The sequence below is a fragment of the Luteibacter sp. RCC_6_2 genome (assembly GCF_041360655.1).
Lineage (GTDB): Bacteria > Pseudomonadota > Gammaproteobacteria > Xanthomonadales > Rhodanobacteraceae > Luteibacter.
Window position 1 is genome coordinate 11,962 of the sequence record NZ_JBFUPQ010000019.1, and the last position, 23,455, is coordinate 35,416.

The window sequence follows — 23,455 nt, forward strand, 5'->3', positions numbered from 1 at the left end:
CCGCGCATCGGCCGTGTAACATTCCGCCAATGCGACTACTCGGTCTTTCACGCTTCGCCGGCCCCCTGTTCGCGCTCGCGTACGCCGCGGCGTGGGTGATGCTGTGGCCGACCGAGCAGCCCTACTGGGTGCTGCCCTTCGGCCTCCGCTTCGGCGCGCTGCTGTTGATGCGCACGCGTCACTGGTTCTGGATACTCGGGGCCGAGATCGCCGCCAGCGCCTTTTGCGAATGGCGCAGCGGCCTGCCGATCGGCGGCGCGGGCTTCGTCCTGGGCGATGCTCCCGAACCGCTGATGGTGGCCGCCTGCCTGTGGCTGCTGCGCCGCGCGCACCTGCATGCCAGCCTCAACACGCCCGAGGACGTCGCCCGCCTGCTGCTCTCGGCCATGGTCACGGCCACGGTGGCCACCGCCGGCAACGCCGCGATGATGGCTTCCATGCATCCCGCCGCCCCGGTGGAGATGCTGGGTACCACCTTCGGCAGCGACCTGCTCGGCAACTACCTGGGCGTGCTGCTGGTGGTGCCGGTCATGATCCTGGCGTTCCGCGAGCGGCCCACGCAAGCGGCCATGGGCGAACTGTTGCTCGACGGCCTGCTGGTGATGCTTCCCTCGCTGGCCATCCTGATCACGCTCGCGGAATACTCGCCACAACCGCAGTTCGCCCGGGTCCTCTCCCTGGCGCCGGTGCTGTTCTTCGCATTCCGCCACGGTTGGCGCGGCGCCGGCCTGGCCATGCTGATCACCAGCGTGGGGCTGAATGTCACCGAGGACATGATCGGCCGCGGAGCGCCCACGGCGGCCGCTCACCTGTTCCTGGCCGTGGCGGGCACGGGCACGTTGATGCTCGGTGCGGCGACCGATGCGCTGCGCCGCAGCAGCGAGCGCGTGGCCCAGCAGAACACCCATCTGGCCGCCGCCAACCAGCGCCTGGACCAGCTTGCGCGGCAGCTGCGCGACGCCGCGCGCGGCAATCTCCAGGCGGAGGAAAACCTGCGCCGTCACATGGCCGCGGAACTGCACGACGAGCTCGGCCAGAACCTCACCGCGATCCAAACCCACCTGAAGCTGGCCCAGGCCCGCCTCGGCAGTGCCGGTCTCGAAGACATCGGCATGTCGATCAACGGCATCCTCGGCCATATGCGCCGGGCCCTGCACAAGATGCTCGACAGCCTGCGCCCCTCGGTCCTGGACGAGTTCGGCCTGTTGCGCGCCTTGGACGAAGGCCCGGTGCGCGACATGCTTACCGCCGCGGGCATCCACTACATGACCGACCTGCGGGGCGACCCCCGCCTGCTCGACGACGACACCCTGACGGCCATCTACCGTGTCGTCCAGGAGAGCGCGACCAACGTGGTCCGGCACTCCGGCGCTCGTGAGATGAAGCTGCGCCTGCGTATCGGCCTGCGCGACAGCGGCCCCGTGGCGATCCTCGACATCCGTGACGACGGGGCCGGCCTGCCCTCCACCCCACGCCCCGTCCGCACCGATGGCGGGGGTCGCGGATTGCAGGGAATGAGCGACCGGATCACCGCCCTCGGCGGCCTCTTCCGCATCCGTCCGGAACCTGTAGGACTTCACCTTCGCGTGCTGCTTCGCAGCACAAGTATCGGAAGCAACATAGGAAATTTTCCGATACCGGGTGGGTGAACGCTTCGTTACGATCCCATTATCGATGTGGGGGAGCCGCCGTCGAGAGACGGTGAGCCCAGGTCGGTCGTGGGGACGATCGACCTGATGAGGCGACAGGATGTCGGCCTCGCCGGTGCGACATGGAGAACGGGATCCAGCGAGCAACTCGCGATCCACGAACCTTGAAGACACCGGATCAAGCCGTCGGTGGACAGGAGTCCACCGGCGGCGTTTTTTTGGGCCCGCCCCTGGTGGAAGCCACCCTGCTGGAAGCCACCCTGGTGGGAGCCGACTTGTCGGCGATCCCGCGGCAGCGGGCCAGTTCGAGGCGAGCACCCATTCGACAAGGTCGGCTCCCACCAGGGCATTCCCTGGCGACCCGCTCCCAGACCTACGCCAAGAACCAAAAAAGGCCCCGCAGGGCCTTCTTCCGTTCGGGCAGCTGGAATCAGCGCTTCTTCTTGGGCCGGACGTAGAGCACCAGGCTGTGGTCCTCGATGACGTAACCGTGGCGCTCGGCGATCTCGTGCTGGAGGCGCTCGATCTCCTCGCTGATGAACTCGATCACTTTTCCGCTGTCCACGTCGATCATGTGGTCGTGATGCTTGCCGCGGTCCAGCTCGTACACCGCCTGCCCGCCCTCGAAGTTGTGCTTCATGACGATGCCGGCAGCTTCGAACTGGGTCAGGACACGGTACACCGTGGCAAGCCCGATGTCCTCCTGGTGCGCAAGCAGGCGCTTGTAGATGTCTTCGGCGGTGAGGTGGCGTTCCTCCGCCTCTTCGAAGATCTGCAAGATCCGCATGCGCGGATGCGTGACTTTAAGGCCCGCCTTGCGGAGCTCTTTGGTTTCCTGGTCCATGTCAGACCCCTCGCGGTGCCGTAAGGCGCTTAGTGTATCATCACAGGCTTCACGATCCGGACGTTACTACGCATGCATAAGCTCATCCGCACGCTGGGTTTGGCCATGATGGCGACCGCCATCGCGGGCTGTGGCCTGCTCTATACCCCCGACGTGCAGCAGGGCAACCTGCTCGACAAGAAAAACGTCGACCAGCTGCAGCCCGGCATGACCAAGCGCCAGGTCCTCGTCCTCCTGGGCACCCCCTCGGTCATCTCGCCGTTCGACCAGGACCGCTGGGACTACGTGTCCACGTTCTCGCACCGTGGCCGTCCAATGGTGACCCGCACGCTGACCCTGTCCTTCAACAACGACACGCTGGTGCGTACCGAGGGTGACTTCTTCTCCCAGGATGCCCAGCAGCTGCTGAAGGATTCCGAGAAGTACAAGGCGAACCCGACCGGTGGCGCCGACGGCGACAAGAACACCGATGGCAAGAAGGAATCCAGCGACGGCGGCTTCGGTGTCGGCGTCAACGGCTCGTCCGACGACAGCCCGGCCAGCAAGCGCCAGTAACGTTCCGGGTCAAGCGCCGCGCATCGCGCGGCGCCTCCTGGCCTCCATCGGGTCGAGGGTGAGCGGCCGGTAGAGTTCCACGCGGTCGCCCTCTTCCAGCACCTGTCCGGGGGGCACTTTCTTCGCGTAGATGCCGAGCCGGGACGGGTCCGGCGCCACTCCCTCTGGCAGTTCCGCCCTGGCCCGTTCCACGGCCTCCCAGGCGGTCGTCCCCGACGGCACGCGCAGGGTAAGAACCACCTGCCCTTCGGGCCCGGCGTAGGCGACCTCGATGGCGATCTCAGCCATACTGCCGGCGCGCCTCGTCGCAGAAGTCGTCGACCATCCGGTTCGCCAGTTGCTGGAAGCCCATCTTCAGCACGCCGCCACCCAGGCCGGCGTAGTCGAAATCCAGGGCGAGCGCGATCTTGCAGCCGGCGTCGCCCAAGGCCTGGAAGGTGAACACGCCATCGAGCGAGCGGAATGGCCCCTCCACGAATTTCATGGACAGGCGCTCCGGCCGCTCCATGGTGTTCCGGGTGGTGAAATGCTGCTTCATGCCGGCGAACTTGAGATCCAACCGGGCCACCAGCACATCGTCGTCCCGCTCCACCACCGTGGCGGCGTCACACCAGCCGAAGCGCTTTGGGTATGCTTCCACATCGTTGACCAGGTCGAACATCTGCGCGGGCGTGAACGGCACGATCGCACTGCGGCGGATTTCAATCACGTGAAGACCTCGTCTTATTCGCCGGCTCATGGACCCGCCGGACTTGTATCAGGGACCCGATAGACCGATTTTAGCGGACATGGCAAAAGCGAAACCGAAGGACACGGAAAAGGAAGGCCGCGGCACGATCGCGCTGAACAAGCGCGCGCGCCACGAATATCACATCGACCAGCGCTTCGAAGCCGGGATGGAACTGCAGGGCTGGGAACTCAAGTCCCTGCGTGCCGGCCGGATCAACTTCGGCGAGGGCTGCTACGCGATCATCCAGCACGGCGAGGTCTTCCTCGTCGGCGCCCAGATCCCGCCACTCATCAGCGCCTCCACCCACGTGGTGGCGAACGACCGGCGCACGCGCAAGTTGCTGCTCCACCGCGAGGAGATCGACCGCCTGATCGGCGCCGTCGAGCGCAAGGGCTATACCCTGGTCCCCACCGCGATGTACTGGAAGAACAACAAGGTGAAGTGCGAGATCGGCCTGGCCAAGGGCAAGCAGGAGCACGACAAGCGCAACACCGACAAGGAACGCGAGTGGGCGATCGACAAGCAGCGCGTGATGCGCTCGCACAACAAGATGGGCTGACCTGAACAGGCGGGCGGCGCCCATTGTGGGTGCCCCTCCCCGCCCATATACTGCTGGATGTAGTCACATTACGTTTTCCCCGGGGGTGTACTGGTTTCGACGGGGGTAGTGCGATCTACTGGTGCATGCCGAGGGGGCAGCTTTCCTCGTTAAACCAGCCGCAAAACATATAGTTGCCAATGACAACTACTACGGTGACAACTCGGTGGCTCTCGCCGCCTAAGCTGTCCGGCCCCTAAAAAAGGCCAAACCCCCGAACCGATCTTGTGCTCATGCTCGTCGGTGTAGGGTCACTATCATGAGACCGCCGAAAGACCCTCCGTCTGTGGGTCTGACGCTAGATCAATCAGATATGTCCGCCGGTGCGCTTAGCACGCCGTGCTGTCGGCGGACGAGACTTAACGGTGAGCTAAGCATGTAGATCTGGAGATTAAACGCCTTCGGACGCGGGTTCGACTCCCGCCACCTCCACCAAGTACTGAAAAAGCCCCTTGTCCTGCAAGGGGCTTTTTCTTGCCGGTCTCGCCAGAGTCACGGAAATCTAGATGCGTGGCAGCGCCTTGATGTCGACACCCATTGCCCTGACGGCCTGGAAGTCGACCTCACTTCCGGATAACCACTCCAACCGGAGATTCTTCCCGTCAACCCATGTCATCCGGACTGCGTCCTGAACTGGCTGTGGAAGTCTGTCGTGGGATAGGACGAGGATGTCGACACCCTCCTCTTGTCCCTTCTGGGCCAGTTTGACCTCGGTCGAAACCCACGCATTTCCCGGCCCGCTTTGCTGGACCGTTTCAGCATGCACCTTGTACCGGCCATCGGGGGATACGGCGTCTGCCTGCCAAATGATGGCTTGATCGCTCTCACAGCCGCACATCGAAAGGAGAACTCCTATGAGGAGAACCCGAACAACGGCACATCGTGACTTGGAGATAGGAGTTTCTGTCAAATATCCCGACTGACGAGCCGATGGCGTATCAACGCCTTTCGAGCGCCCGTGTTTACTGTCGATGCTCGGTGGGACCACCGCTGCAAGGATTTCCTGCGAGCTTGCTGTAGGTAGCATTGCGCTGGGTGCGTGTCGAGGTGAAGGTCAGGCTGCCCTGACCGTCGGGCTTGAGGATGAATCCAATCGGTCCTTTCCCGGGCAAGATCAATCGGGTGTAGATCTCCCCATCAAACACATGTGCCGTTCCCCGAACGTTCATTCGGCAATCGATGCCCTGCATGATGTATGTCCCATCCGCTTCAATACCGAAGGTATCGGGCGGCAACGGGTCTTCGTTGTAGGAGACTTTCCAGTAGCCGACCATCCAGGGCTCGATTCGCGCTGGTGGAGTGGCTGATCGAGTATGCGCGACACCGGCCTCGGAGCCCGCAAGGAGTACCAGGAAGAAGCACGACAGGTTTATCAAACGCCACTTCATTTCATTCATCCTTTTCAAGGCGCCTTGTCCATCCACGAATTAATCAGCACGCCGTTCGTGATGACTCTCGCTAGTCACTGAATGATCGCGATGCCTTCGTTGTCCTTGTCGGGCCGCTCATTTCCCATGTTCGACACGGTCCAATTCCTTCAACGGATTCTCCCTGACACGGCATACGCTGCGTCCTCACCCACCCCAATAAAACGCCTCGGTAATCTCCCGACGACCAAGCAAGAACGCATCAGCCACCAGCCGCAACGGCGCCGTATCCACATCGGAACCACGCGAACGGACAAGAGCAGCAAAGCGCGAATACATCCCCGCATACTCCCGGTCTTCCCCACCCACTTCCTGCCCAGGCAAGGTCAGCACGGCGCCACCCTTGGCAAGCGCCAACCTACCCTGATCGGTCTCGACCACGATATCCCAACTCTGTGGTCCGGTCTGGCGCCAATCCAGATCCATCGACATCGGCACGCCGTCTCCGTCGATGAACTGCAGGTCGGCCGCGATGGGCGCCGCGCGATTCGCGGGAATCGACAAGGTCGCGGACCGCAGGATGAATGCGCGCGGAAGTATGTACGTGGCGATCGACAACGCGTTGATGCCCGGATCGAAGACGCCCAGGCCACCAGCTTCCCAGATCCACTCTTGCCCCGGGTGCCAGACGCGAACATCTTCCCGCCAGCTGATGGAAACGCTCTCGATCTTTCGCCCGGCAAGCCAGGCGCGCGCCGGCTCCACGCCGGCGGCGTATCGGGAATGCCAGCCCGCGAACAGCGTCAGGCCGCTCGCATCCGCCCGCTGTGCGAGGGCCGCGACTTCAGCCAGCGTTGCGCCCGGTGGCTTTTCGAGGAAGACATGGACGTTGTTCTTCAGGGCCTGCCTGGCCAGCGTGTAGCGAACCTGCGGCGGCGTGCAGAGGACGACCGCATCAACGGCCGGCCCATTCCGGAACAATGCATCGAGGCTGTCGAAGCGAGGAACTCCTTCGACACCTGATGCAGCAGGATCGACCACCGCTGCGAGTTGAAAATCATCATTGCTCGCGATCGCGGGAAGGTGCTGGTCACGGGCGATCTTGCCCAGGCCGACCACCGCGATACGAATGGGAGGCACGGTCAAAGTGCCTTCACCGCGAATGTCTGTGCGGGCGCCTGCGCCAGTGCATTACGCAGCGGCAAGGCGAACGGCGCGGCTTCTATCTCGAACACGTCGCCAACCTGGGTAGTCACGCCATCGGAAAACGACAACGTCGCCGTTCCGAAGAAATGCACGTGGACATCACCCGGCTGCCGGAACAACTCGTACTTGAAATGATGCGCCTCGAGATTCGCGAAGCTATGCGACATGTTCTCTTGCCCGGACAGGAATGGCTTTTCCCACACGACCGCACCGTTCCGATGGATGCGGCTCTTGCCTTCGATTTCAGCAGGAAGTGGGCCGACGAGCAATTCGGCACCCAGGGCCGCCTGGCGTAATTTCGAATGCGCGAGCCAGAGGTAGTTGTGCCGCTCCGTGACATGGTCGCTGAACTCGTTCGCGAGGCACACGCCGAGACGAAACGGCGTGCCGTCGTCGCCGATGAGGTAGATGCCTGCGAGTTCCGGCTCCTCTCCACCGTCCTTTGCGAACGCGGGTGACGCGAGTGCTTCGCCCGGTCCGACCAGGCCATGCCCGTTGCCCTTGTAGAACCATTCCGGCTGGCTGCCGACCTCCCCTTCCGCGGGTTTGCCGCCCGCGACACCTTCGAGGAAGATCCGCATCGAGTCCGTCTGCTTCTCGGCGGCGGCCGCCTCACGATGCATCTTGTCCCGCCCTTCCGCGGAGCCCAGATGGGTGAGTCCCGTGCCGGTCATGAACAAGTGCGCCGGGTCCGGGTGATCGATGGGGGCGAGCAAGCGGCCCGCGGCCAATTCCTCGACGATATCCACCGGCGCCCCGGTGCCACATGCGGCGATAGCGCCCGCAAGGTCGGTGCCCATGGCGATAGCCTTGCGGGCCAGGGCTCGAACGCTATCGACGCCGGGCACGAAGGCGGCGGCGTTGCCCCGCGCGGCGATCACCGACCGCACGCCGTCCGCGGCACGATGTTGCAGGAGACGCAAAGTCATGAAGTCGCTCTCTCTATCTCAGAAGACAGGGTTCAGGCGGCCGGAACACCGTTGACCAGCCGCGGCAAGTCGGTACCGTCGCGCAACACGGCGGGCAGCAAGGCAGCCGGGAAATTCTGATACGACACCGGGCGCAGGAAACGATCGATGGCGAGGCTGCCGACCGATGTCGAACGCCCATCGGACGTCGCGGGGAACGGTCCGCCATGCACCATGGCGTGGGTGACTTCGACGCCGGTCGGCCAACCGTTGACGACGATGCGTCCGCATTTCCGTTCCAGCAACGGAACCAGCCGCGCCGCCAGTGCGGTATCGCCATCGTCCATCTGCAGCGTCATCGTCAGCTGTCCCTCGCATGCGGCGACGACCGCATGGAGTTCGGCTTCGTCGGCGCAGCGAACCAGCAAGGACGATGCGCCGAAGACTTCATGCGCCAGCGCCTTGTCGGCAAGGAAGGCCTTGCCGCTGGTCGAGAAGAATGCGGCACGCCCGGCATTTGCGCTTTCAGCGGCGGGACCCTGCGCCAGGGCCGTCACGTCGTCGTGTTTCTGGAGCGCCTCGACCGATGTCTCGTAGGCATGATGGATCGCCGGGGTCAGCATGGTCTGCGGACGCGCCTCGGACACCACGCGACTGGCGGCGGAGACGAAGGCGTCGAGGCCTTCTCCTTCGATCGCCAGGAGCAAACCGGGATTGGTGCAGAACTGTCCGGCGCCCATCGTCAACGAACCCACGAAGGCGGCACCAATGGCTTCCCCGCGTGCGCGCAGCGCTTCCGGCAACAGCAGCACCGGATTGACGCTCGACATCTCCGCGAAGACCGGAATGGGGATCTCTCGCGCCTGTGCCAGCTTGACGAGCGCCAGGCCTCCGGCACGCGAGCCGGTGAATCCCACCGCGGCGATCGCCGGGTCGGTGACCAGGGCCGCACCCAGCTCGATGCCCGGGCCGGTGAGGTTCGCAAACACACCGGATGGCAACCCGCTGGCCTTCACCGCCTTGTGGATGGCGTCCGCGACCATGACTCCCGTCGCGGGATGCGCGGGATGCCCCTTGACGACGACGGGGCAGCCAGCGGCGAGGGCCGATGCCGTATCGCCACCGGCCGTGGAAAACGCCAGCGGGAAATTCGACGCACCGAACACGGCGACCGGCCCCAGGGGAATCCTGTGTAGCCGCAAATCGGCGCGCGCGGAGGGTGGATCGCCCGCCGGTACGGGATCGATGCGCAACCCCATCCAGTCGCCACGCCTGAGCACGCCGGCGAACAACCTCAGCTGGCCGACGGTGCGGCCGCGTTCGCCCTCGAGGCGCGCGCGCGGCAGTCCGCTTTCGCGCATGGCGGTGACGATGAGCTCGTCGCCCAGGGCGAGGATTTCCTCGCCGATGCGTTCCAGGAAGGCCGCCCGGTCACCGGCATCTGTCGTACGATAAACATCGAAGGCCGCCTCGGCGGCCGCACAGGCGGATCTAACCTGGGTAATGCCATCCGACGTGAACGCAGGGCCGAAAGGCTGCCCGGTCGCCGCATCCATCGAGCGGAAAGTACCTTGCATCCCGCCTGCCTTCTCATCGTTCGACATGTGCTGCACCACGATAATTACTCAGACAATTAGGTTAAGGCGGTTATGCTGGTTTTGCAATGCCAAGCGGTCGATGGCCGGGAAGGAATGAGCACGTGAGCAAGACGAAGTCGCCGGCGGTACCGATCGAACGCGAACGCGAAGCTCGCAGCACCGGTCGACGCCTGTACGGCGCCATTGCCAACAAGCTGGGCGCCGCGATCCTCTCGGGTGAATACCAGCCGGGCGACGTACTTTCGGGCGAAGTGGTTTTTTCCGAGCAACTCGACGTTTCACGAACGGCCTACCGCGAAGCGATCCAGGCACTGGCCGCCAAGGGCCTCGTCGAAAGCCGGCCGAAGACCGGCACGCGCGTGTTACCCCGAAGCCGCTGGAACCTGCTCGATCCCGAGGTGCTGGGTTGGGCGTTCACCGGGCAGCCCGACATGGGCTTCATTCGCAGCCTGTTCGAGCTCCGCGCCATCGTGGAACCCGCCGCTGCGGCGCTGGCCGCGGAACGACGCGACGACGAAGCGCTCGAGACCATGCGTGACGCCCTCGCCCGCATGACCCACCACACCCTCGCCACCGAGGCCGGACGCATAGCCGATCGTGACTTCCACAGCGCGATCCTGCATGCCACCGCCAACGATGCGCTCATCGTGTTGAATGCGAGCATTTGCGCCGCCGTCAGCTGGACGACGCAGTTCAAGCAACGCCAGCGCACCCTGCCTCGCAATCCCATCCCGGATCATCGCCGTGTGCTCGTCGCCATCGCGGATCGCGACCCGGCCGCCGCCAACGAGGCGATGCGCGTGCTCGTGGAACTGGCACTGGAAGACACGCGGCAGGCGATGCAGCCGTAGCCGCATCGCCACCCGCTCCGCCGTCGGGTCTAGCGACCTCCGACGCGACGCTTGTTGTAGACGTCGAACGCGACCGCCGCCAACAGCACCAGTCCCTTGATGAGCGACTGGTATTCCGTACCGACGCCAAGGATCGACATGCCGTTGTTGAGCAGGCCGATGATGAGGCCACCGATGATCGCGCCGGTGACGGTACCGATACCTCCGGTCACGGCGGCGCCACCGATGAACACGGCGGCGATCGCATCGAGTTCAAAACCCGTGCCGGCGCTAGGGCTCGCCAGGTTCAGCTGGGCTGTGAAAACCAGCCCGGCGAGCGCGGAGATGACACCCATGTTCACGAACAGCAGGAAGGTGACGCGCTTGGTCTTCACGCCCGAAAGCGCCGCGGCGTTGAGGTTGCCGCCGATCGCATAGACATGGCGCCCGAAGACCGAGCGCGCCATGACCGCCGCGTACGCGACGATCAGCACGCCGAGGATCACCAGGACGATCGGCGTGCCGTTGTAGCTGGCCAGCAGGAACGCCATGCAACCGATCAGGAAGACCGAGAAGGCCAGCTTGAGGATGAAATACCAGAGCGGCTCGGACTCCAGCCCATAGGTATGGCGCACCATCCGCTGACGCAGCGAGCCATAGAGCAGCACGATGGCGGCGATGCCGCCCAGCACGAGCGTGAGCGGTTCGTACCCGCTGGTGCCGAATGCAGGAAGGAACCCGGAACCCATCCGGCGAAACGCTTCCGGGAACGGTGAAATCTGCTGGTTCTGCAACGCGATCTGCGCCGCTCCGCGAAAGAGCAACATGCCCGCCAAGGTGACGATGAACGCGGGAATCCGGAAATAAGCGATCCAGAAGCCCTGCCATGCGCCGACGACGCCACCGATGACCAGGCAGAGCACGATCGCCGCCGGCCAGGGAATGTGCCACTGCGTGATCATGACGCCGGCCATCGCCCCCACGAAGGCCACGAGCGAACCGACCGACAGGTCGATATGGCCCGCGATGATCACCATGACCATGCCGATCGCGAGAATCAGGATGTAGCTGTTCTGGATGACCAGGTTGGATACGTTGATCGGCCGGAGCGTGATGCCGCCAGTCGCGAACTGGAAGAACAGCACGATCACGATCAGCGCGCTGAACAGGCCGACCTGGCGAAGCTGCCCCGCGAGGTATTTCAGCGCCGTCTTCGTCGCGCTGGGCGGTGGCGTCAATTCATTGGAGGTTGTCACTGGCGCCCCGCTCCCGTTCTCTGGTCATGTGCTGCATAAGAATTTCGGCGGTCGCTTCGGATCGCGGGATATCCGCCGTGATGCGTCCCTCGGCGAGGGTGTAGATACGATCGCAGACGCCCAGGAGCTCGGGGAGTTCCGACGAAATCATGATGATGCCTTTGCCCTCGTCGGCGAGCCGGTTGATGATGGCGTAGATCTCGTACTTGGCGCCCACGTCGATGCCACGGGTCGGCTCGTCGAGGATCAGCACATCCGGGTCGGCGTACATCCACTTGGACAACACGACCTTCTGCTGGTTACCGCCCGACAGCTTACCGGTGATCGAAGATACGCTCGGCGCCTTGATCTTGAGGGATTTGAGGTACTCGCCCGCCACGGTGGCCTCTTTGTGCCCATCGACGAACCCGAACAGACCCGCCAGCTTGCCCAGGGCCGAGCCCGATGTATTCCGGGTGATGTCGTCGATGAGGTTCAACCCATAGCGCTTGCGATCCTCCGTGGCGTACGCCACGCCGTTCCTGATCGCCTTCGGCACGGTGCTCATGTCGATCTCGACACCGCGCTTGTACACCTTGCCGCTGATCTTCACGCCGTAGCTCTTCCCGAACACGCTCATCGCGAGTTCGGTTCGCCCCGCTCCCATCAACCCGGCGATGCCGACGATTTCGCCGGCACGCACGCGGATGCCGGCATCGGTGATGATCTGCCGGGTGACGTCGATCGGGTGGAAGACATTCCAGTTTTCGATGCGCAAGAGCTCTTCACCGATGTTCGGCGTGTGCTCCGGATACCGGCTTTCCAGTTCGCGCCCGACCATGCCCTTGATGATCCGTTCTTCGGAGACGTGATCCGCCTGCATGTCGAGCGTCTCGATCGTGCGGCCGTCGCGGATGATCGTCACTTCGTTGGCGATCGCCTCGATTTCGTTGAGCTTGTGGCTGATGATGATCGACGTGATGCCCTGCGCCTGGAGTTGCTTGATCAACCCAAGCAGGTGCGCGGAATCGGCGTCGTTCAGGGCCGCGGTGGGCTCGTCGAGAATGAGCAGCTTCACCCGCTTGGACAGCGCCTTGGCAATTTCCACCAGCTGTTGCTGGCCGACGCCGAGGTCGGTGATCTTGGTGACCGGATTGTTTTTCAGTCCTACCCGTTCGAGCAGCTTCGCCGCTTCCAGGTTGGTCTTGTTCCAGTCGATCCACCCATGCGACTGCTGCTCGTTGCCGAGGAAGATGTTCTCGGCGATGGAAAGATACGGACTGAGCGCGAGCTCCTGGTGGATGATGACGATACCGGCTGCCTCGGAGTCGTTGATGCTCCTGAAGTCGACCGGCTTGCCTTCGAAGACGATCTGTCCGTCGAACGTCCCAGCGGGATACACCCCGCTGAGAACCTTCATGAGCGTCGACTTGCCGGCACCGTTCTCGCCACAGATGGCGTGGACATGGCCGCGCTTGACCCCGAGCGAAACATCCTGCAATGCCTTGACACCAGGAAACGTCTTCGTGATGCCCTGCATCTCGAGAATATGATCGGTCACGTGCCCTCCAGCGCGACTTACTGCAGCTGCGCCGGGGTGTAGTAACCGCTATCGATGAGCACTTCCTTGTAATTCGCCTTGGTAACCACGGTCGGCTGGAACAGGTACGTCGGGACGACCACGACCTTGTTGTTGTAGGTCTTGTCGTCGTTCGTTTCCGGCTTCTTGCCGGTCAGCAGGTCGTTGGCCATCACGGCCGCCTGGTCGGCGAGCTTGCGCGTGTCCTTGTAGATCGTGGAGTACTGCTGGCCCGCGATGATCGACTTGACCGACGCCGCTTCCGCGTCCTGTCCGGTGATGATCGGCAGCGGTTTCGCGGCACCGCCGTAGCCCGCGCCCTGCAAGGCGGAGATGATGCCGATCGACATGCCGTCGTACGGCGAGAGAACGCCATCGACGTTCGCGCCGTCCGAATAGGACTTGGCGACCAGGTTCTGCATGCGGGCCTTCGCCGTCGCCGGGTCCCACTGCAAGGTGGCCACCTGGGTGAAGCCGGTCTGGCCGCTCTTGATGACGATCGAGCCGTCGTCGATGTACGGCTTGAGCGTGTCCATCGCGCCGTTGTAGAAGAACGTGGCGTTGTTGTCGTCCGGGCTGCCCGCGAACAGCTCGACGTTCAACGGCCCCTTCTTGTCGGTCTTCTTGCCGGTCGCATCGAGGAAGCCGAGGCCGGTAAGCAGGCTGTTGGCCTGGTCGACGCCGACCTTATAGTTGTCGAACGACACGTAGTAATCGACGTTCTTGCTTCCGGTAAGCAGGCGATCGTAGGAAATGATCTTGATGCCGGCTTTTGCCGCCGCGTCGAGCTGGTCGCTGAGCGAGCCACCGTCGATCGAGGCGATGACCAGCACCTTGGCGCCCTTGGTGATCATGTTGCTGACCTGGAGCACCTGCTGCGGGATCTTGTTGTCCGCGTACTCGAGATCGACCTTGTACCCGAGCTTCTCCAGATCCTCCTTGACGGCGTTTCCATCCTTGATCCAGCGCTCGGAAACCTTGGTGGGCATGGCGACACCGACCAGGGCGCCCTTGTTGTCCGATGAAGAAGCGGCGGTGTCACCGTTGCCGCGCCCGCCCGAACAGGCCGCGAGCGAGAAGGCGAAGCCGACGGCTGCGAGGCCGATATACAGGTTGCGTGCGTTCACTTTGGAATACCTTTCGGTTGAGTGCTGGAAGTTACCCGTCTTTCCGAAAACGTCTTTACCGCCGCGTCTCTCATCGATTATCTTGTCTGAGTAATAGACTATCGGCGCACAGATCGCGCGTCAACGACCGCCGCCCGACTGTACCCCTGGTGCCGAACCGCTTCCTGCCCGCCTTCAGAGCACTCCTTCTCGCCATGACACAGACCACCTCCCCGCTTCGTTCGCGCGCCTGGTTCGACAATCCCGAAAACATCGACATGACCGCGCTGTACCTGGAACGGTATCTCAACTTCGGCCTGTCGTTGGAAGAGTTGCGCTCGGGCAAACCGATCATCGGCATCGCCCAGACCGGCAGCGACCTTTCGCCCTGCAACCGCCATCACGTCGTGCTCGCCGAACGCGTGCGCGAGGGCATTCGCGAAGCGGGCGGCATCGCGCTGGAGTTCCCGGTACATCCGATCCAGGAAACGGGAAAGCGCCCCACCGCCGGCCTCGATCGCAACCTGGCGTACCTGTCCCTGGTCGAAGTGCTGCATGGTTATCCCATCGACGGCGTCGTGCTGACGATCGGTTGCGACAAGACCACGCCAGCCTGCCTCATGGCGGCCGCCACGGTGAACATCCCGGCCATCGCGCTTTCGGTCGGTCCCATGCTCAATGGCTGGCACAAGGGCGAGCGCACGGGCTCGGGAACGATCGTCTGGAAAGCGCGCGAGCTGTTGGCCACGGGCGCCATCAACGAAGAAGGCTTCATCAAGCTGGTCGCCTCGTCCGCGCCATCGACAGGCTATTGCAACACGATGGGAACGGCGACGACGATGAACAGCCTCGCCGAAGCCCTCGGCATGCAGCTGCCCGGCGCCGCCGCGATCCCCGCGCCGTACCGCGATCGCCAGGAAGTCGCCTATTTCACCGGCAAGCGCATCGTCGAGATGGTGTCGGAAGATCTCAAACCATCCGACATCCTCACCCGCGAGGCGTTCCTCAACGCCATCGTGGTCAACTCGGCCATCGGCGGATCGACCAACGCTCCCATCCACCTCGCAGCCATCGCCCGCCACATGGGCGTGGAACTGACGATCGACGACTGGCAGACGCATGGCCACAAGGTACCGCTGATGGTCAACCTGCAACCGGCGGGGGAATACCTCGGTGAAGATTTCTATCACGCCGGCGGCGTACCGGCGGTGGTGGGCGAGCTGCTCAGGCAGGGCCTGATCCACGAGGACGCGATGACGGCCAACGGCAAGTCGATCGGCGAAAATTGCCGCGATGCGGCCATCGAGGATGAACGCGTCATTCGTCCGTTCACCAACCCACTGAAGGAAGACGCGGGATTCATCGTGTTGCGCGGCAACCTGTTCGACAGCGCCATCATGAAAACCAGCGTCATCAGCCCGGAATTTCGCGCACGCTACCTCAGCCGTCCCGACGATCCCGAAGCGTTCGAAGGTCCGGCGGTCGTCTTCGATGGCCCGGAGGATTACCACCACCGCATCGACGACCCCTCGCTCGGCATCACCACCGACACGTTGCTCTTCATGCGCGGTGCGGGTCCCGTGGGCTACCCGGGTTCCGCGGAAGTGGTGAACATGCGGCCGCCGGCCTATCTCATCCGCGAAGGCGTGCACGCGCTACCTTGCATTGGCGACGGGCGGCAATCAGGCACGTCGGGTTCGCCCTCCATTCTCAACGCGAGCCCCGAGGCCGCGGTGATGGGTGGACTGGCGTTGATCCGCACCGGCGATCGCGTCCGCATCGACCTCGGCAGGGGCACGGCCGACGTATTGATCAGCGACGAGGAATTGGCCGAGCGCCGCCGCGCACTGGCCGAGGCGGGCGGCTACCGCTACCCCGCATCGCAGACGCCATGGCAGGAGATTCAACGCGCGATCGTCGGGCAGTTGGAAACGGGCGCCATTCTGGAAGGTGCCGAGAAGTACCAGCAGATCGCGCAGACGAAGGGGCTTCCGCGGGATAGCCATTGAGGACCAGGCGAGCGCTAGCCGGCCGACATACCCTTGGTGTTCGGCCGGCTCCGCGAAACTTCCACCAGATAAGCACGCGACATGACGGGCAGCTGCGCTCGCAGTATCGCCAGTGACGCTGCCGAGCCATCTTTCTCCAGCACGGCTTGCACCGTGCCGACGAGCATGGAACGCAACGCGAAAGTCACGGTCTCCACGTCATCGAACACGGCATCCGATGCCGTCGCCAACAGGCGCGCGATAGCCTGATCGGTCCGGCCGACGACGTCGGCAACGAGACCGGCGGTATCCAGTTCGGCGGCGACCACGTACAGGGCTCGCGATCCAGGAAGATGGCGCAGCTTCGCATCGAGGTACGCACTGCACAGGCCGTCCGACATATCCCGCAGGGACGCTCCCTCGTATCGCGCGCACGCCGCCTGCACGGCGAGCACGACGTCTCCCAGGTACTGATCGAGCACCGCGTACAGCAAGGCCTGCTTGTGCGGGAAGTACTGGTACATCGTCCCCACGGAGACCCCGGCCCGCTGCGCAACGCGCGTCGTCGTGAGCCGGGCGATGCCATCGGAGAGCAAAACCTGAAACGTCGCCTCGAAAATCGCCGCCACGGTCGCCGCCGAGCGGGCCTGACGCGGGGATTTACGGGGCTTCAGGGAGTCGGAAGGCACGACGGTCATATGCGAATGTAAAAACCGAAGGATGATTCATAAATTAACTCATAGCGCCAACCACCACCACTCCACAAGGAAACGCCATGAGTAACGCAGACCGTCGCATCTCCCTCGTCACCGGTGCCAACAAGGGCATCGGCCTCGAAGTCGCCCGCCAGCTCGGCAAGGCTGGCCACCGAATCCTGCTCGGCGCGCGTGACGAAGCGCGTGGCCGTGAAGCGGCGAAAACCCTCCAGGCCGAGGGCATCGACGTCCGCTTCGTGGCCGTGGATCTCACGAACGCTGCCTCGCTGACGGCCGCCGCCGCCGACATCGAGGCCAATGAAGGCCGCGTCGATGTACTCGTCAACAATGCCGCCATCGCGTTGCAGAACGACGGCCTGCCGGGAACGGCCGACCTGGACGCGGTGCGCCAGACGTTCGAGACCAACTTCTTCGGCACTGTCGCCGTTACACAGGCGCTGTTGCCGCTGCTGAAGAAATCCGCCTCCGGCCGCATCGTCAACGTCTCCAGCGGTCTCGGTTCTATCACCCTCAACAACGATCCCACCTGGGATTTCGCAGCGGTCAAATTCCTTGGCTACAATGGTTCGAAGGCCGCGCTGAACATGTTCACGGTACTGCTGGCAGCCGAACTGAAGGACCACGGGATCAAGGTGAACGCCGCCGACCCCGGCTACACCGCTACCGATCTCAATGGTCATAGTGGCCACCAGACGATTCCCGAAGGCGCCGCTGAAGCCATCCGCCTCGCCCTGCTCCCGGATGACGGCCCGACCGGTGGGTTCTTCAACTCCGACGGTGCGGAGCCCTGGTAACGGGCACGGAGGCTTCACCGCCTCTGTCAATATCAATAGAAAGGTCCCGACTGAAAACGGCCGGGGCTTTTTTCCTGCGCCGCGTTCAAGCTCCTCGCGATGTGGCCGATATGAAGGCTCTGTGCCGCCCACTCTGTCGACAGGGGGCATAGATCCCTCTCCATGAGCAAGAAGGCGGATGAATCAGATCGCGAAACGCGTACTAGGCGTGCTCGGGACCCTTGGAGGCATCGCCGCCACCTATCACGTCGCAAAGATCACGGGCCAGTTCGATCGCGGCGAGCCGGCTGTCGCCGTCGCCCGGGACAACTTACAGCCTGGTGAAACGTCTCACGTCTTCGTTGCCGTCGATCCACGTATCGACCAACAACAGGACGTTGTCTATTTCCCTGTTCACCTGATGGTCCGCAACGACGGCGACAAGCTGTTGAACAACCTGCTGCTTGGCCTCGCTTACGAAAAGCGTTCGAACTACACCGCCATCGATGTCGAATCGTTCATGGTGGTTCACGGTGCGCAAACCCGTGACGGATCGACGCATGAGCACAACTCCGACGACACCACCGACTACTCCAACTTCACGCTCAAGACGCTTAACCCGAAAGACGAATTCACCTTTTCGGAAGGCGCGCAGTTCTATCAGGACATATCGCCGACGTCGTTCTTCGAAATGGCCATGCTCAGATCCGAAGTGAAGGTGGCGCTGACGGCCGACAATGAAAAGCGCCTCGACTATACCGTCAGTTATCGTGGTGTCCGTGCATCCAGCTGCGATGAACTCGTCAAGCGATACGAAATCCAGTACGCCAAGTATTCCGTCATATCGATGCGTGACAAGGCCTCCTTCTTTTCATACCTGTGGCATCTGCTCCGAGACACCGACACCACGATCGATTACCTGGTCTGCCCTACCTACGAATCTACCGTGGTCGACGGCAAGACCTTCTGGATACCTGTGAAGGACGACCGCGCGGTGACGCAGGTCTCGTTCAAGCCCTATCTCTGGTCGCTTCTGTTCGATCAATAAAGGCCCACGGCATCGAGCCGTGGGCTCGTCTTCAGGCGGTGAATATCAGGCGGCGTCGCTATGCAGCTGACGCACGGTTTCCGTACCACGGTTGATCTCGATGCGGCGAGGCTTCATGGCCTCGGGAATCTCACGCTTCAGATCGATCGAGAGCAGGCCGTTGGCAAGGCGCGCGCCGGTCACCCGCACATGCTCGGCCAGTTCGAATCGCCGGTTGAAGGCCCGGGTGGCGATGCCGCGATGCAGGTATTCGCCCTCGGCTTCGGCCTTGTGCTCACCGCTGACGATGAGCATATTCGACTGGGTCGAGATGTTCAGCTCATCCTCCGTGAAACCCGCCACCGCCATGGTGATGCGGTACGCATCCTCGTCGAGCTTGACGGAATCGAACGGTGGGTAGTTGTCTCCCTGCTGCGAGCGCGAGGCGGACTCGAGCAGTTCGAATACGCGATCGAAGCCGATGCTCGAACGCAGGAGGGGGGAGTAATCGAGAAGGGTACGCATGGCCATATCCTCATAGACAAGCAACATGGATGGACAGGCTGGCCCCGAAGCGGCCAGCGATGCGTAGCTAGGGATGCCTCGCTCCTTTTCAAGCCGCCGCGTTCATCAGTTATTTAGCCACTCCGCCTTCACGCGGTGGCCGGAATGCTTCGTTCATTTCACCGGAGCACCGACATGAAGGATTCATTCTTCAAGCGCAACGGCCTGAGCATCGCCGTCGGCCTCATGATGCTGGCGGCGTGGGGCGCACAGGCCATCACGGGTCATGCGGCCCATAACCAAGAACTCGGTGAACACGGCCTCTCCGGTATCGGCCTCGGTGCCTATCTGCTGAGCGGCGACTTCTGGTCGGCCACTTGCGAGAACTGGGAGTCCGAGTTCCTGCAGATGGGCCTGTACGTGCTGCTCACCGTCTGGCTGCGCCAGAAGGGGTCAGCCGAATCGCGTCCCATGGACGAGAAGGAAGAGGAAAACGAGCCGACTCCCGAACATCTGCAACCCAAGGCATGGCGCCGGGGCGGCGTGGTGCGCTGGCTCTACGCGAATTCGCTCTCCATCGCCTTCCTTTGCCTGTTCGCCATGAGCTTCGCCGGCCACTTGTTCGGTAGCTGGCGGAAATCCATCGACGAGGCACTGGTACACCACCAGCCACCCGAGCGGTTGGCCGCCTATATCGTCGACCCCTCGTTCTGGTTCGAGTCTTTCCAGAACTGGCAGAGCGAATTCCTGGCGGTGTTCTCCCTCGTCGTCCTGTCGATTTTTCTTCGCCAGAAGGACTCGCCACAGTCAAAACCCGTGGATGCTCCACACAGCAAGACGGGCGGCTGATTCGTAATCATCCGGCGAATTTTTCTTCGATAGACGACGTGAATAACGGGATTATCTTGCGACGTGAATATCTCGTGAAATTCTCACTTATTTCAGAGATTTAGATGATTTACACCGCCTTATCCGCAAACGCATACATAAATACACATCGCAAGTATTGACGACTTCTGAACGATAGTTTTATGTTCGCCCTGCCGCTACCGGATAACCGGATGGCTTTGGCTTGTTTTCCATCGTTTGCAACATTCGGAAAGAGTTTCGAATAGCGCGTGGAAATGCTTTCCGAGTGAGACCTTCGGCAACCGCCGATGCGCTACTTGTGGCCCGCTGGGGGCCAACTCTGGGGAGAGCAGTAAATGAATTCACGTGACCTACGGCAGGCGCAAGTCCTGCGTCGTTCCGCACTGGCCTTGGCGCTTGCGGTTGGCCTCGGCGGCACGGGTGCCGTCCTCGCTCAGGCCACCACGGGCGCGATCTTCGGCCAGGCCAATCCAGGCAGCACGATCCAGGTATCCGGTACGACCGGTGTGACCCGCGAGGTCACGGTCGGTACCGACGGCCGGTACCGCATCGGTAACCTTCCGCTCGGCAGCTATACGGTCAATGTCATGCAGAACGGCCAGGTGGTCGATTCCCGCAAGAATGTCGGCCTGACCGTGGGCGCGGGATCGGAAGTGTCGTTCACCGGCGCACCCGCCGCCACCGGCGCCCAGGCGCTGGAATCGGTCACCGTGACGGCGAATGCGCTACCGCCGATCGATGTCTCCGCGGTGGATTCGCGCACGGTGGTCACCTCCGAGCAACTCGCCCGCCTGCCGCTCGGCCGCAACGCGGAAGCCATCGCCCTGCTCGCCCCGGGCGTGAATCCAGGCGCGGGTTTCTTCGGGCGCACCGTCTCGTTCGGCGGCTCCGGCGTATCCGAGAACGCGTACTACATCAACGGCTACAACACGGCCGACCCGCTGCGTAACCTGGGTGGCGTAGGCCTTCCCTATGGCGCGATCGACCAGCAGGAAATCTATACCGGCGGCTACAGCGCGATGTATGGCCGTTCCGAGGGTGGCGTCATCAGTCAGGTCGGCAAGCGTGGCACGAACGAATGGCATTTCGGCGCGCAGATTCTGTGGGAGCCGAAGTTCGCTCGCTCGCAACTGGGTAACCAGTACTTCCCCAGTGCGAACCTGCCCGCGGGCTACGAGTACTCCGACCCTTCGCTGGCCGGCCAGCTCTACCGCAATCGCGTGGGCGACAAACAATGGACGCGTACCGTCAGCGCGTACGCCGGCGGCCCGCTGATCAAGGACAAGCTGTACCTGTTCGTCGCCGCGGAGACGGAGAAGACGGAAGGCACCAACACCAATCCGTTCACCACGTCGCCTAATGCGACCAACCACTACAAGTGGGACCTGCCGAAGTACTATGCGAAGCTGGACTGGAACATCAACGACAGCAACATCCTCGAACTGACCGGGATCAGCTCGGCGGACGAACGCAGCGGCAAGTACTCCACCTTCGACTACGACACACGCGAACACCTGGGCTTCCAGGGACGCTATCCCGACAGCACGAAGACGTCGTCGAACTACGGCATCGCCAAGTACACCAGTTACATCACCGATGACCTGACGTTCTCGGCCACGTACGGCAAGAGCAAGACGACCGACGTCCAGCGCAATCCGGGCGACCTCGGTCTGCCCTTCATCAGCCGTCCCGACCTGCAGGACCCGGCGATCACTGGCGGACAGTCGTTCACCAACACCACGGCCACCACGCAGAAGATCGCACCGGGCGCGAACAGCAAAACCCACGGCCTACGCGCGGACCTCGAGTGGCAGGTCGGCGATCATCGCGTGACCGGCGGTATCGACAACATGAAATACACCGCGCAGGACGAAGGCGTGACGACGACGGGTCCTGGCTATTTCTGGACCTACGGTCATGTGAACGATCCCACCGTCCCACTCGTCCCGGGCCTGGGCGTCGGTCCGACCGGCGGAGACGGCTATTACAGCCGTCGCACGATCTTCATCACGACCACGAGCATGGAAGTCGATCAGAAGGCTTACTACCTGGAAGACAAGTGGCAGATCACCGACAAGTTCCTGTTCACCATCGGTGTACGCAACGACCGGTTCAAGAATTACAACGACCAGGGCCGTACCTACGTCAACAGCGGCAACCAGTGGGCACCGCGAATCGGCGCTTCATGGGACGTCTTCGGCGATTCCTCGCTGAAGATCTACGGCAATCTCGGCCGTTACTACCTTGCCCTACCGAACAGCGTGGCCATTCGCGGCGCTTCCGCATCGACCTTCACCAACGAGTACTTCACGTATACCGGCATCGATCCGAACGGCGAACCGACGGGACTGACCCCGATCGGCCCGGGTCCGGTGTCATCGAACGGCGAGTACGGTCAACCGAACGATCCTAAGTCGATCACCGCGACCGACCTCAAGTCGCAGTACCAGGATGAAGCCATCCTCGGCTTCGACAAGACGCTGGGCCCCGACTGGGTCACGGGCGCCAAGGTCATGGTCCGCAAGCTGCGCGCGGCGATCGATGACGTCTGCGACACCGCACGCATCGCCGACAAGTTGGCGGCGACCGGTGTCGATCCGGACAGCGTCACCATTCCGGGCTGCGTGATCTTCAACCCGGGCCGCTCGAACGAGTTCAGCCTCGCCAACGTCGATGGCAGCGGACGGACCGAAGTGAAGATGTCCAAGGACGACTGGGGCTTCACCACCGGCGCCAAGCGCAAGTACTACTCACTCGACCTGTACCTGGAGCATCCGTTCGATGGCAAATGGTTCGGCCGCGCCATTTACACCTTCTCGAAGAGCTATGGCAATACGGAAGGTCAGGTGAAGTCGGATATCGGCCAGAACGATATCTCGAAGACGCAGGATTGGGACGCCGCCGCGCTGATGGTGCATAGCAATGGCCTGTTGGCCAACGATCGAAAGCACCAGTTCAAAGCCTACGGCTCCTATCAGGTGACCCCGGAATGGCTGCTTTCCGGCTCGCTGCGCCTCACCTCGGGCGCACCGAAGTCCTGCCTGGGCTTCTTCGGCCCGAACGATGACGACCCGATCAGCTATGGCTCGTCGTACCACTCCTGCGCCGGCAAGCTCTATGCACCGGGCGAGCAGCGCATGCCCTGGTTCAAGCAGCTCGATCTGTCGGTCGAATACCGTCCGGCGTTCGCCGACCACAAGCTGGCCTTCGGCCTGCAGGTCTTCAACGTCACCAACGAGCGCAAGCCGCTCCTCAACGACTATGTCTATGAGGACGATCGCTTCACGGTGTCGAACACCTACGGTGCGGGGCTGTACTACCAGACGCCTCGTTATGCCCGCCTGACCGCGAGCTACGATTTCTGAGTTGGAG

21 protein-coding genes and 1 other RNA gene are annotated in these 23,455 nt (G+C 62.8%); 10 read left to right on the forward strand and 12 right to left on the reverse strand.

Features of this window, described 5'->3' with window-relative positions:
* Positions 1-29: 29 nt before the first annotated feature.
* Positions 30-1,649, forward strand: a complete 1,620-nt coding sequence (locus AB6730_RS17375) for an MASE1 domain-containing protein (RefSeq protein WP_371024860.1) — start codon at positions 30-32, stop codon at positions 1,647-1,649.
* A gap of 430 nt (positions 1,650-2,079) precedes the next feature.
* Here AB6730_RS17375 and fur read toward each other — a convergent pair whose 3' ends face one another.
* Positions 2,080-2,493 (reverse strand): ferric iron uptake transcriptional regulator, encoded by a 414-nt coding sequence (gene fur / locus AB6730_RS17380; protein WP_306847561.1) that lies wholly within the window; start codon positions 2,491-2,493, stop codon positions 2,080-2,082.
* Between the two features lie 72 nt (positions 2,494-2,565).
* On the opposite strand from fur, the gene AB6730_RS17385 reads away from it, so the two are divergent.
* A complete protein-coding gene (locus tag AB6730_RS17385; protein WP_371024861.1) occupies positions 2,566-3,048 on the forward strand; it encodes an outer membrane protein assembly factor BamE in 483 nt (160 codons plus the stop codon).
* 9 nt (positions 3,049-3,057) lie between these two features.
* On the opposite strand, the gene AB6730_RS17390 is transcribed toward AB6730_RS17385, so the two are convergent.
* Positions 3,058-3,336: an RnfH family protein gene (locus AB6730_RS17390; protein WP_371024862.1), complete on the reverse strand. Its 279-nt coding sequence runs from the start codon at positions 3,334-3,336 to the stop codon at positions 3,058-3,060.
* Positions 3,329-3,757 (reverse strand): type II toxin-antitoxin system RatA family toxin, encoded by a 429-nt coding sequence (locus AB6730_RS17395; protein WP_306847566.1) that lies wholly within the window; start codon positions 3,755-3,757, stop codon positions 3,329-3,331. The genes AB6730_RS17390 and AB6730_RS17395 overlap by 8 nt, the downstream gene beginning before the upstream one ends.
* A gap of 79 nt (positions 3,758-3,836) precedes the next feature.
* Here AB6730_RS17395 and smpB point away from each other — a divergent pair, with 79 nt between their 5' ends.
* Both smpB and ssrA read left to right on the forward strand, forming a co-directional pair.
* A complete protein-coding gene (gene smpB, locus AB6730_RS17400; RefSeq protein WP_306847568.1) occupies positions 3,837-4,337 on the forward strand; it encodes an SsrA-binding protein SmpB in 501 nt (166 codons plus the stop codon).
* Positions 4,338-4,418: 81 nt separating this feature from the next.
* Positions 4,419-4,811, forward strand: a transfer-messenger RNA (tmRNA) gene (ssrA, locus tag AB6730_RS17405).
* 527 nt (positions 4,812-5,338) lie between these two features.
* Here the strand turns inward: ssrA and AB6730_RS17410 are convergent.
* The 4 genes from AB6730_RS17410 to AB6730_RS17425 all read right to left on the reverse strand — a co-directional run bounded on the left by AB6730_RS17410 (position 5,339) and on the right by AB6730_RS17425 (position 9,461).
* Positions 5,339-5,764 (reverse strand): hypothetical protein, encoded by a 426-nt coding sequence (locus AB6730_RS17410; protein ID WP_371024863.1) that lies wholly within the window; start codon positions 5,762-5,764, stop codon positions 5,339-5,341.
* 186 nt (positions 5,765-5,950) lie between these two features.
* Positions 5,951-6,883, reverse strand: a complete 933-nt coding sequence (locus AB6730_RS17415) for a Gfo/Idh/MocA family protein (RefSeq protein WP_371024864.1) — start codon at positions 6,881-6,883, stop codon at positions 5,951-5,953.
* 2 nt (positions 6,884-6,885) lie between these two features.
* A complete protein-coding gene (araD1, locus tag AB6730_RS17420) occupies positions 6,886-7,878 on the reverse strand; it encodes an AraD1 family protein (protein WP_371024865.1) in 993 nt (330 codons plus the stop codon).
* Between the two features lie 32 nt (positions 7,879-7,910).
* Complete coding sequence (locus tag AB6730_RS17425; protein WP_371024866.1) at positions 7,911-9,461, reverse strand: aldehyde dehydrogenase (NADP(+)); 1,551 nt, start codon at positions 9,459-9,461, stop codon at positions 7,911-7,913.
* A 95-nt stretch (positions 9,462-9,556) separates the two neighbouring features.
* On the opposite strand from AB6730_RS17425, the gene AB6730_RS17430 reads away from it, so the two are divergent.
* On the forward strand, positions 9,557-10,306 hold the full coding sequence (locus AB6730_RS17430; RefSeq protein ID WP_371024867.1) for a FadR/GntR family transcriptional regulator: 750 nt from the start codon (positions 9,557-9,559) through the stop codon (positions 10,304-10,306).
* A 29-nt stretch (positions 10,307-10,335) separates the two neighbouring features.
* On the opposite strand, the gene mmsB is transcribed toward AB6730_RS17430, so the two are convergent.
* Genes mmsB through chvE form a run of 3 tightly spaced genes read right to left on the reverse strand, consistent with a single transcriptional unit; the run spans position 10,336 to position 14,226 of the window.
* Positions 10,336-11,541: a multiple monosaccharide ABC transporter permease gene (mmsB, locus tag AB6730_RS17435; protein ID WP_371024868.1), complete on the reverse strand. Its 1,206-nt coding sequence runs from the start codon at positions 11,539-11,541 to the stop codon at positions 10,336-10,338.
* Entirely contained in the window at positions 11,525-13,081 is a 1,557-nt protein-coding gene (mmsA, locus tag AB6730_RS17440) for a multiple monosaccharide ABC transporter ATP-binding protein (RefSeq protein ID WP_371024869.1), read from the reverse strand. Before mmsA ends, mmsB begins: the two co-directional genes overlap by 17 nt.
* A gap of 17 nt (positions 13,082-13,098) precedes the next feature.
* Positions 13,099-14,226, reverse strand: a complete 1,128-nt coding sequence (chvE, locus tag AB6730_RS17445; RefSeq protein ID WP_371024870.1) for a multiple monosaccharide ABC transporter substrate-binding protein — start codon at positions 14,224-14,226, stop codon at positions 13,099-13,101.
* 194 nt (positions 14,227-14,420) lie between these two features.
* On the opposite strand from chvE, the gene AB6730_RS17450 reads away from it, so the two are divergent.
* Positions 14,421-16,214 carry an IlvD/Edd family dehydratase gene (locus AB6730_RS17450; RefSeq protein WP_371024871.1) on the forward strand — a complete coding sequence of 598 codons (1,794 nt, stop codon included), beginning with the start codon at positions 14,421-14,423 and terminating at the stop codon, positions 16,212-16,214.
* A gap of 14 nt (positions 16,215-16,228) precedes the next feature.
* Here AB6730_RS17450 and AB6730_RS17455 read toward each other — a convergent pair whose 3' ends face one another.
* Positions 16,229-16,891, reverse strand: a complete 663-nt coding sequence (locus AB6730_RS17455) for a TetR/AcrR family transcriptional regulator (protein ID WP_371024872.1) — start codon at positions 16,889-16,891, stop codon at positions 16,229-16,231.
* Between the two features lie 77 nt (positions 16,892-16,968).
* On the opposite strand from AB6730_RS17455, the gene AB6730_RS17460 reads away from it, so the two are divergent.
* Together AB6730_RS17460 and AB6730_RS17465 are read left to right on the forward strand one after the other, a co-directional pair.
* Positions 16,969-17,703, forward strand: a complete 735-nt coding sequence (locus AB6730_RS17460; RefSeq protein ID WP_371024873.1) for an SDR family oxidoreductase — start codon at positions 16,969-16,971, stop codon at positions 17,701-17,703.
* 178 nt (positions 17,704-17,881) lie between these two features.
* Complete coding sequence (locus AB6730_RS17465; protein ID WP_371024874.1) at positions 17,882-18,730, forward strand: hypothetical protein; 849 nt, start codon at positions 17,882-17,884, stop codon at positions 18,728-18,730.
* A 45-nt stretch (positions 18,731-18,775) separates the two neighbouring features.
* Here the strand turns inward: AB6730_RS17465 and AB6730_RS17470 are convergent, their stop codons facing one another.
* Positions 18,776-19,234, reverse strand: a complete 459-nt coding sequence (locus AB6730_RS17470) for an Hsp20 family protein (RefSeq protein ID WP_371024875.1) — start codon at positions 19,232-19,234, stop codon at positions 18,776-18,778.
* Between the two features lie 174 nt (positions 19,235-19,408).
* Here AB6730_RS17470 and AB6730_RS17475 point away from each other — a divergent pair, with 174 nt between their 5' ends.
* Both AB6730_RS17475 and AB6730_RS17480 read left to right on the forward strand, forming a co-directional pair.
* A complete protein-coding gene (locus tag AB6730_RS17475) occupies positions 19,409-20,062 on the forward strand; it encodes a DUF6766 family protein (protein WP_371024876.1) in 654 nt (217 codons plus the stop codon).
* 356 nt (positions 20,063-20,418) lie between these two features.
* Positions 20,419-23,448, forward strand: coding sequence for a TonB-dependent receptor domain-containing protein (locus tag AB6730_RS17480; protein WP_371024877.1), 3,030 nt, complete (start codon positions 20,419-20,421; stop codon positions 23,446-23,448).
* Positions 23,449-23,455 lie beyond the last annotated feature (7 nt).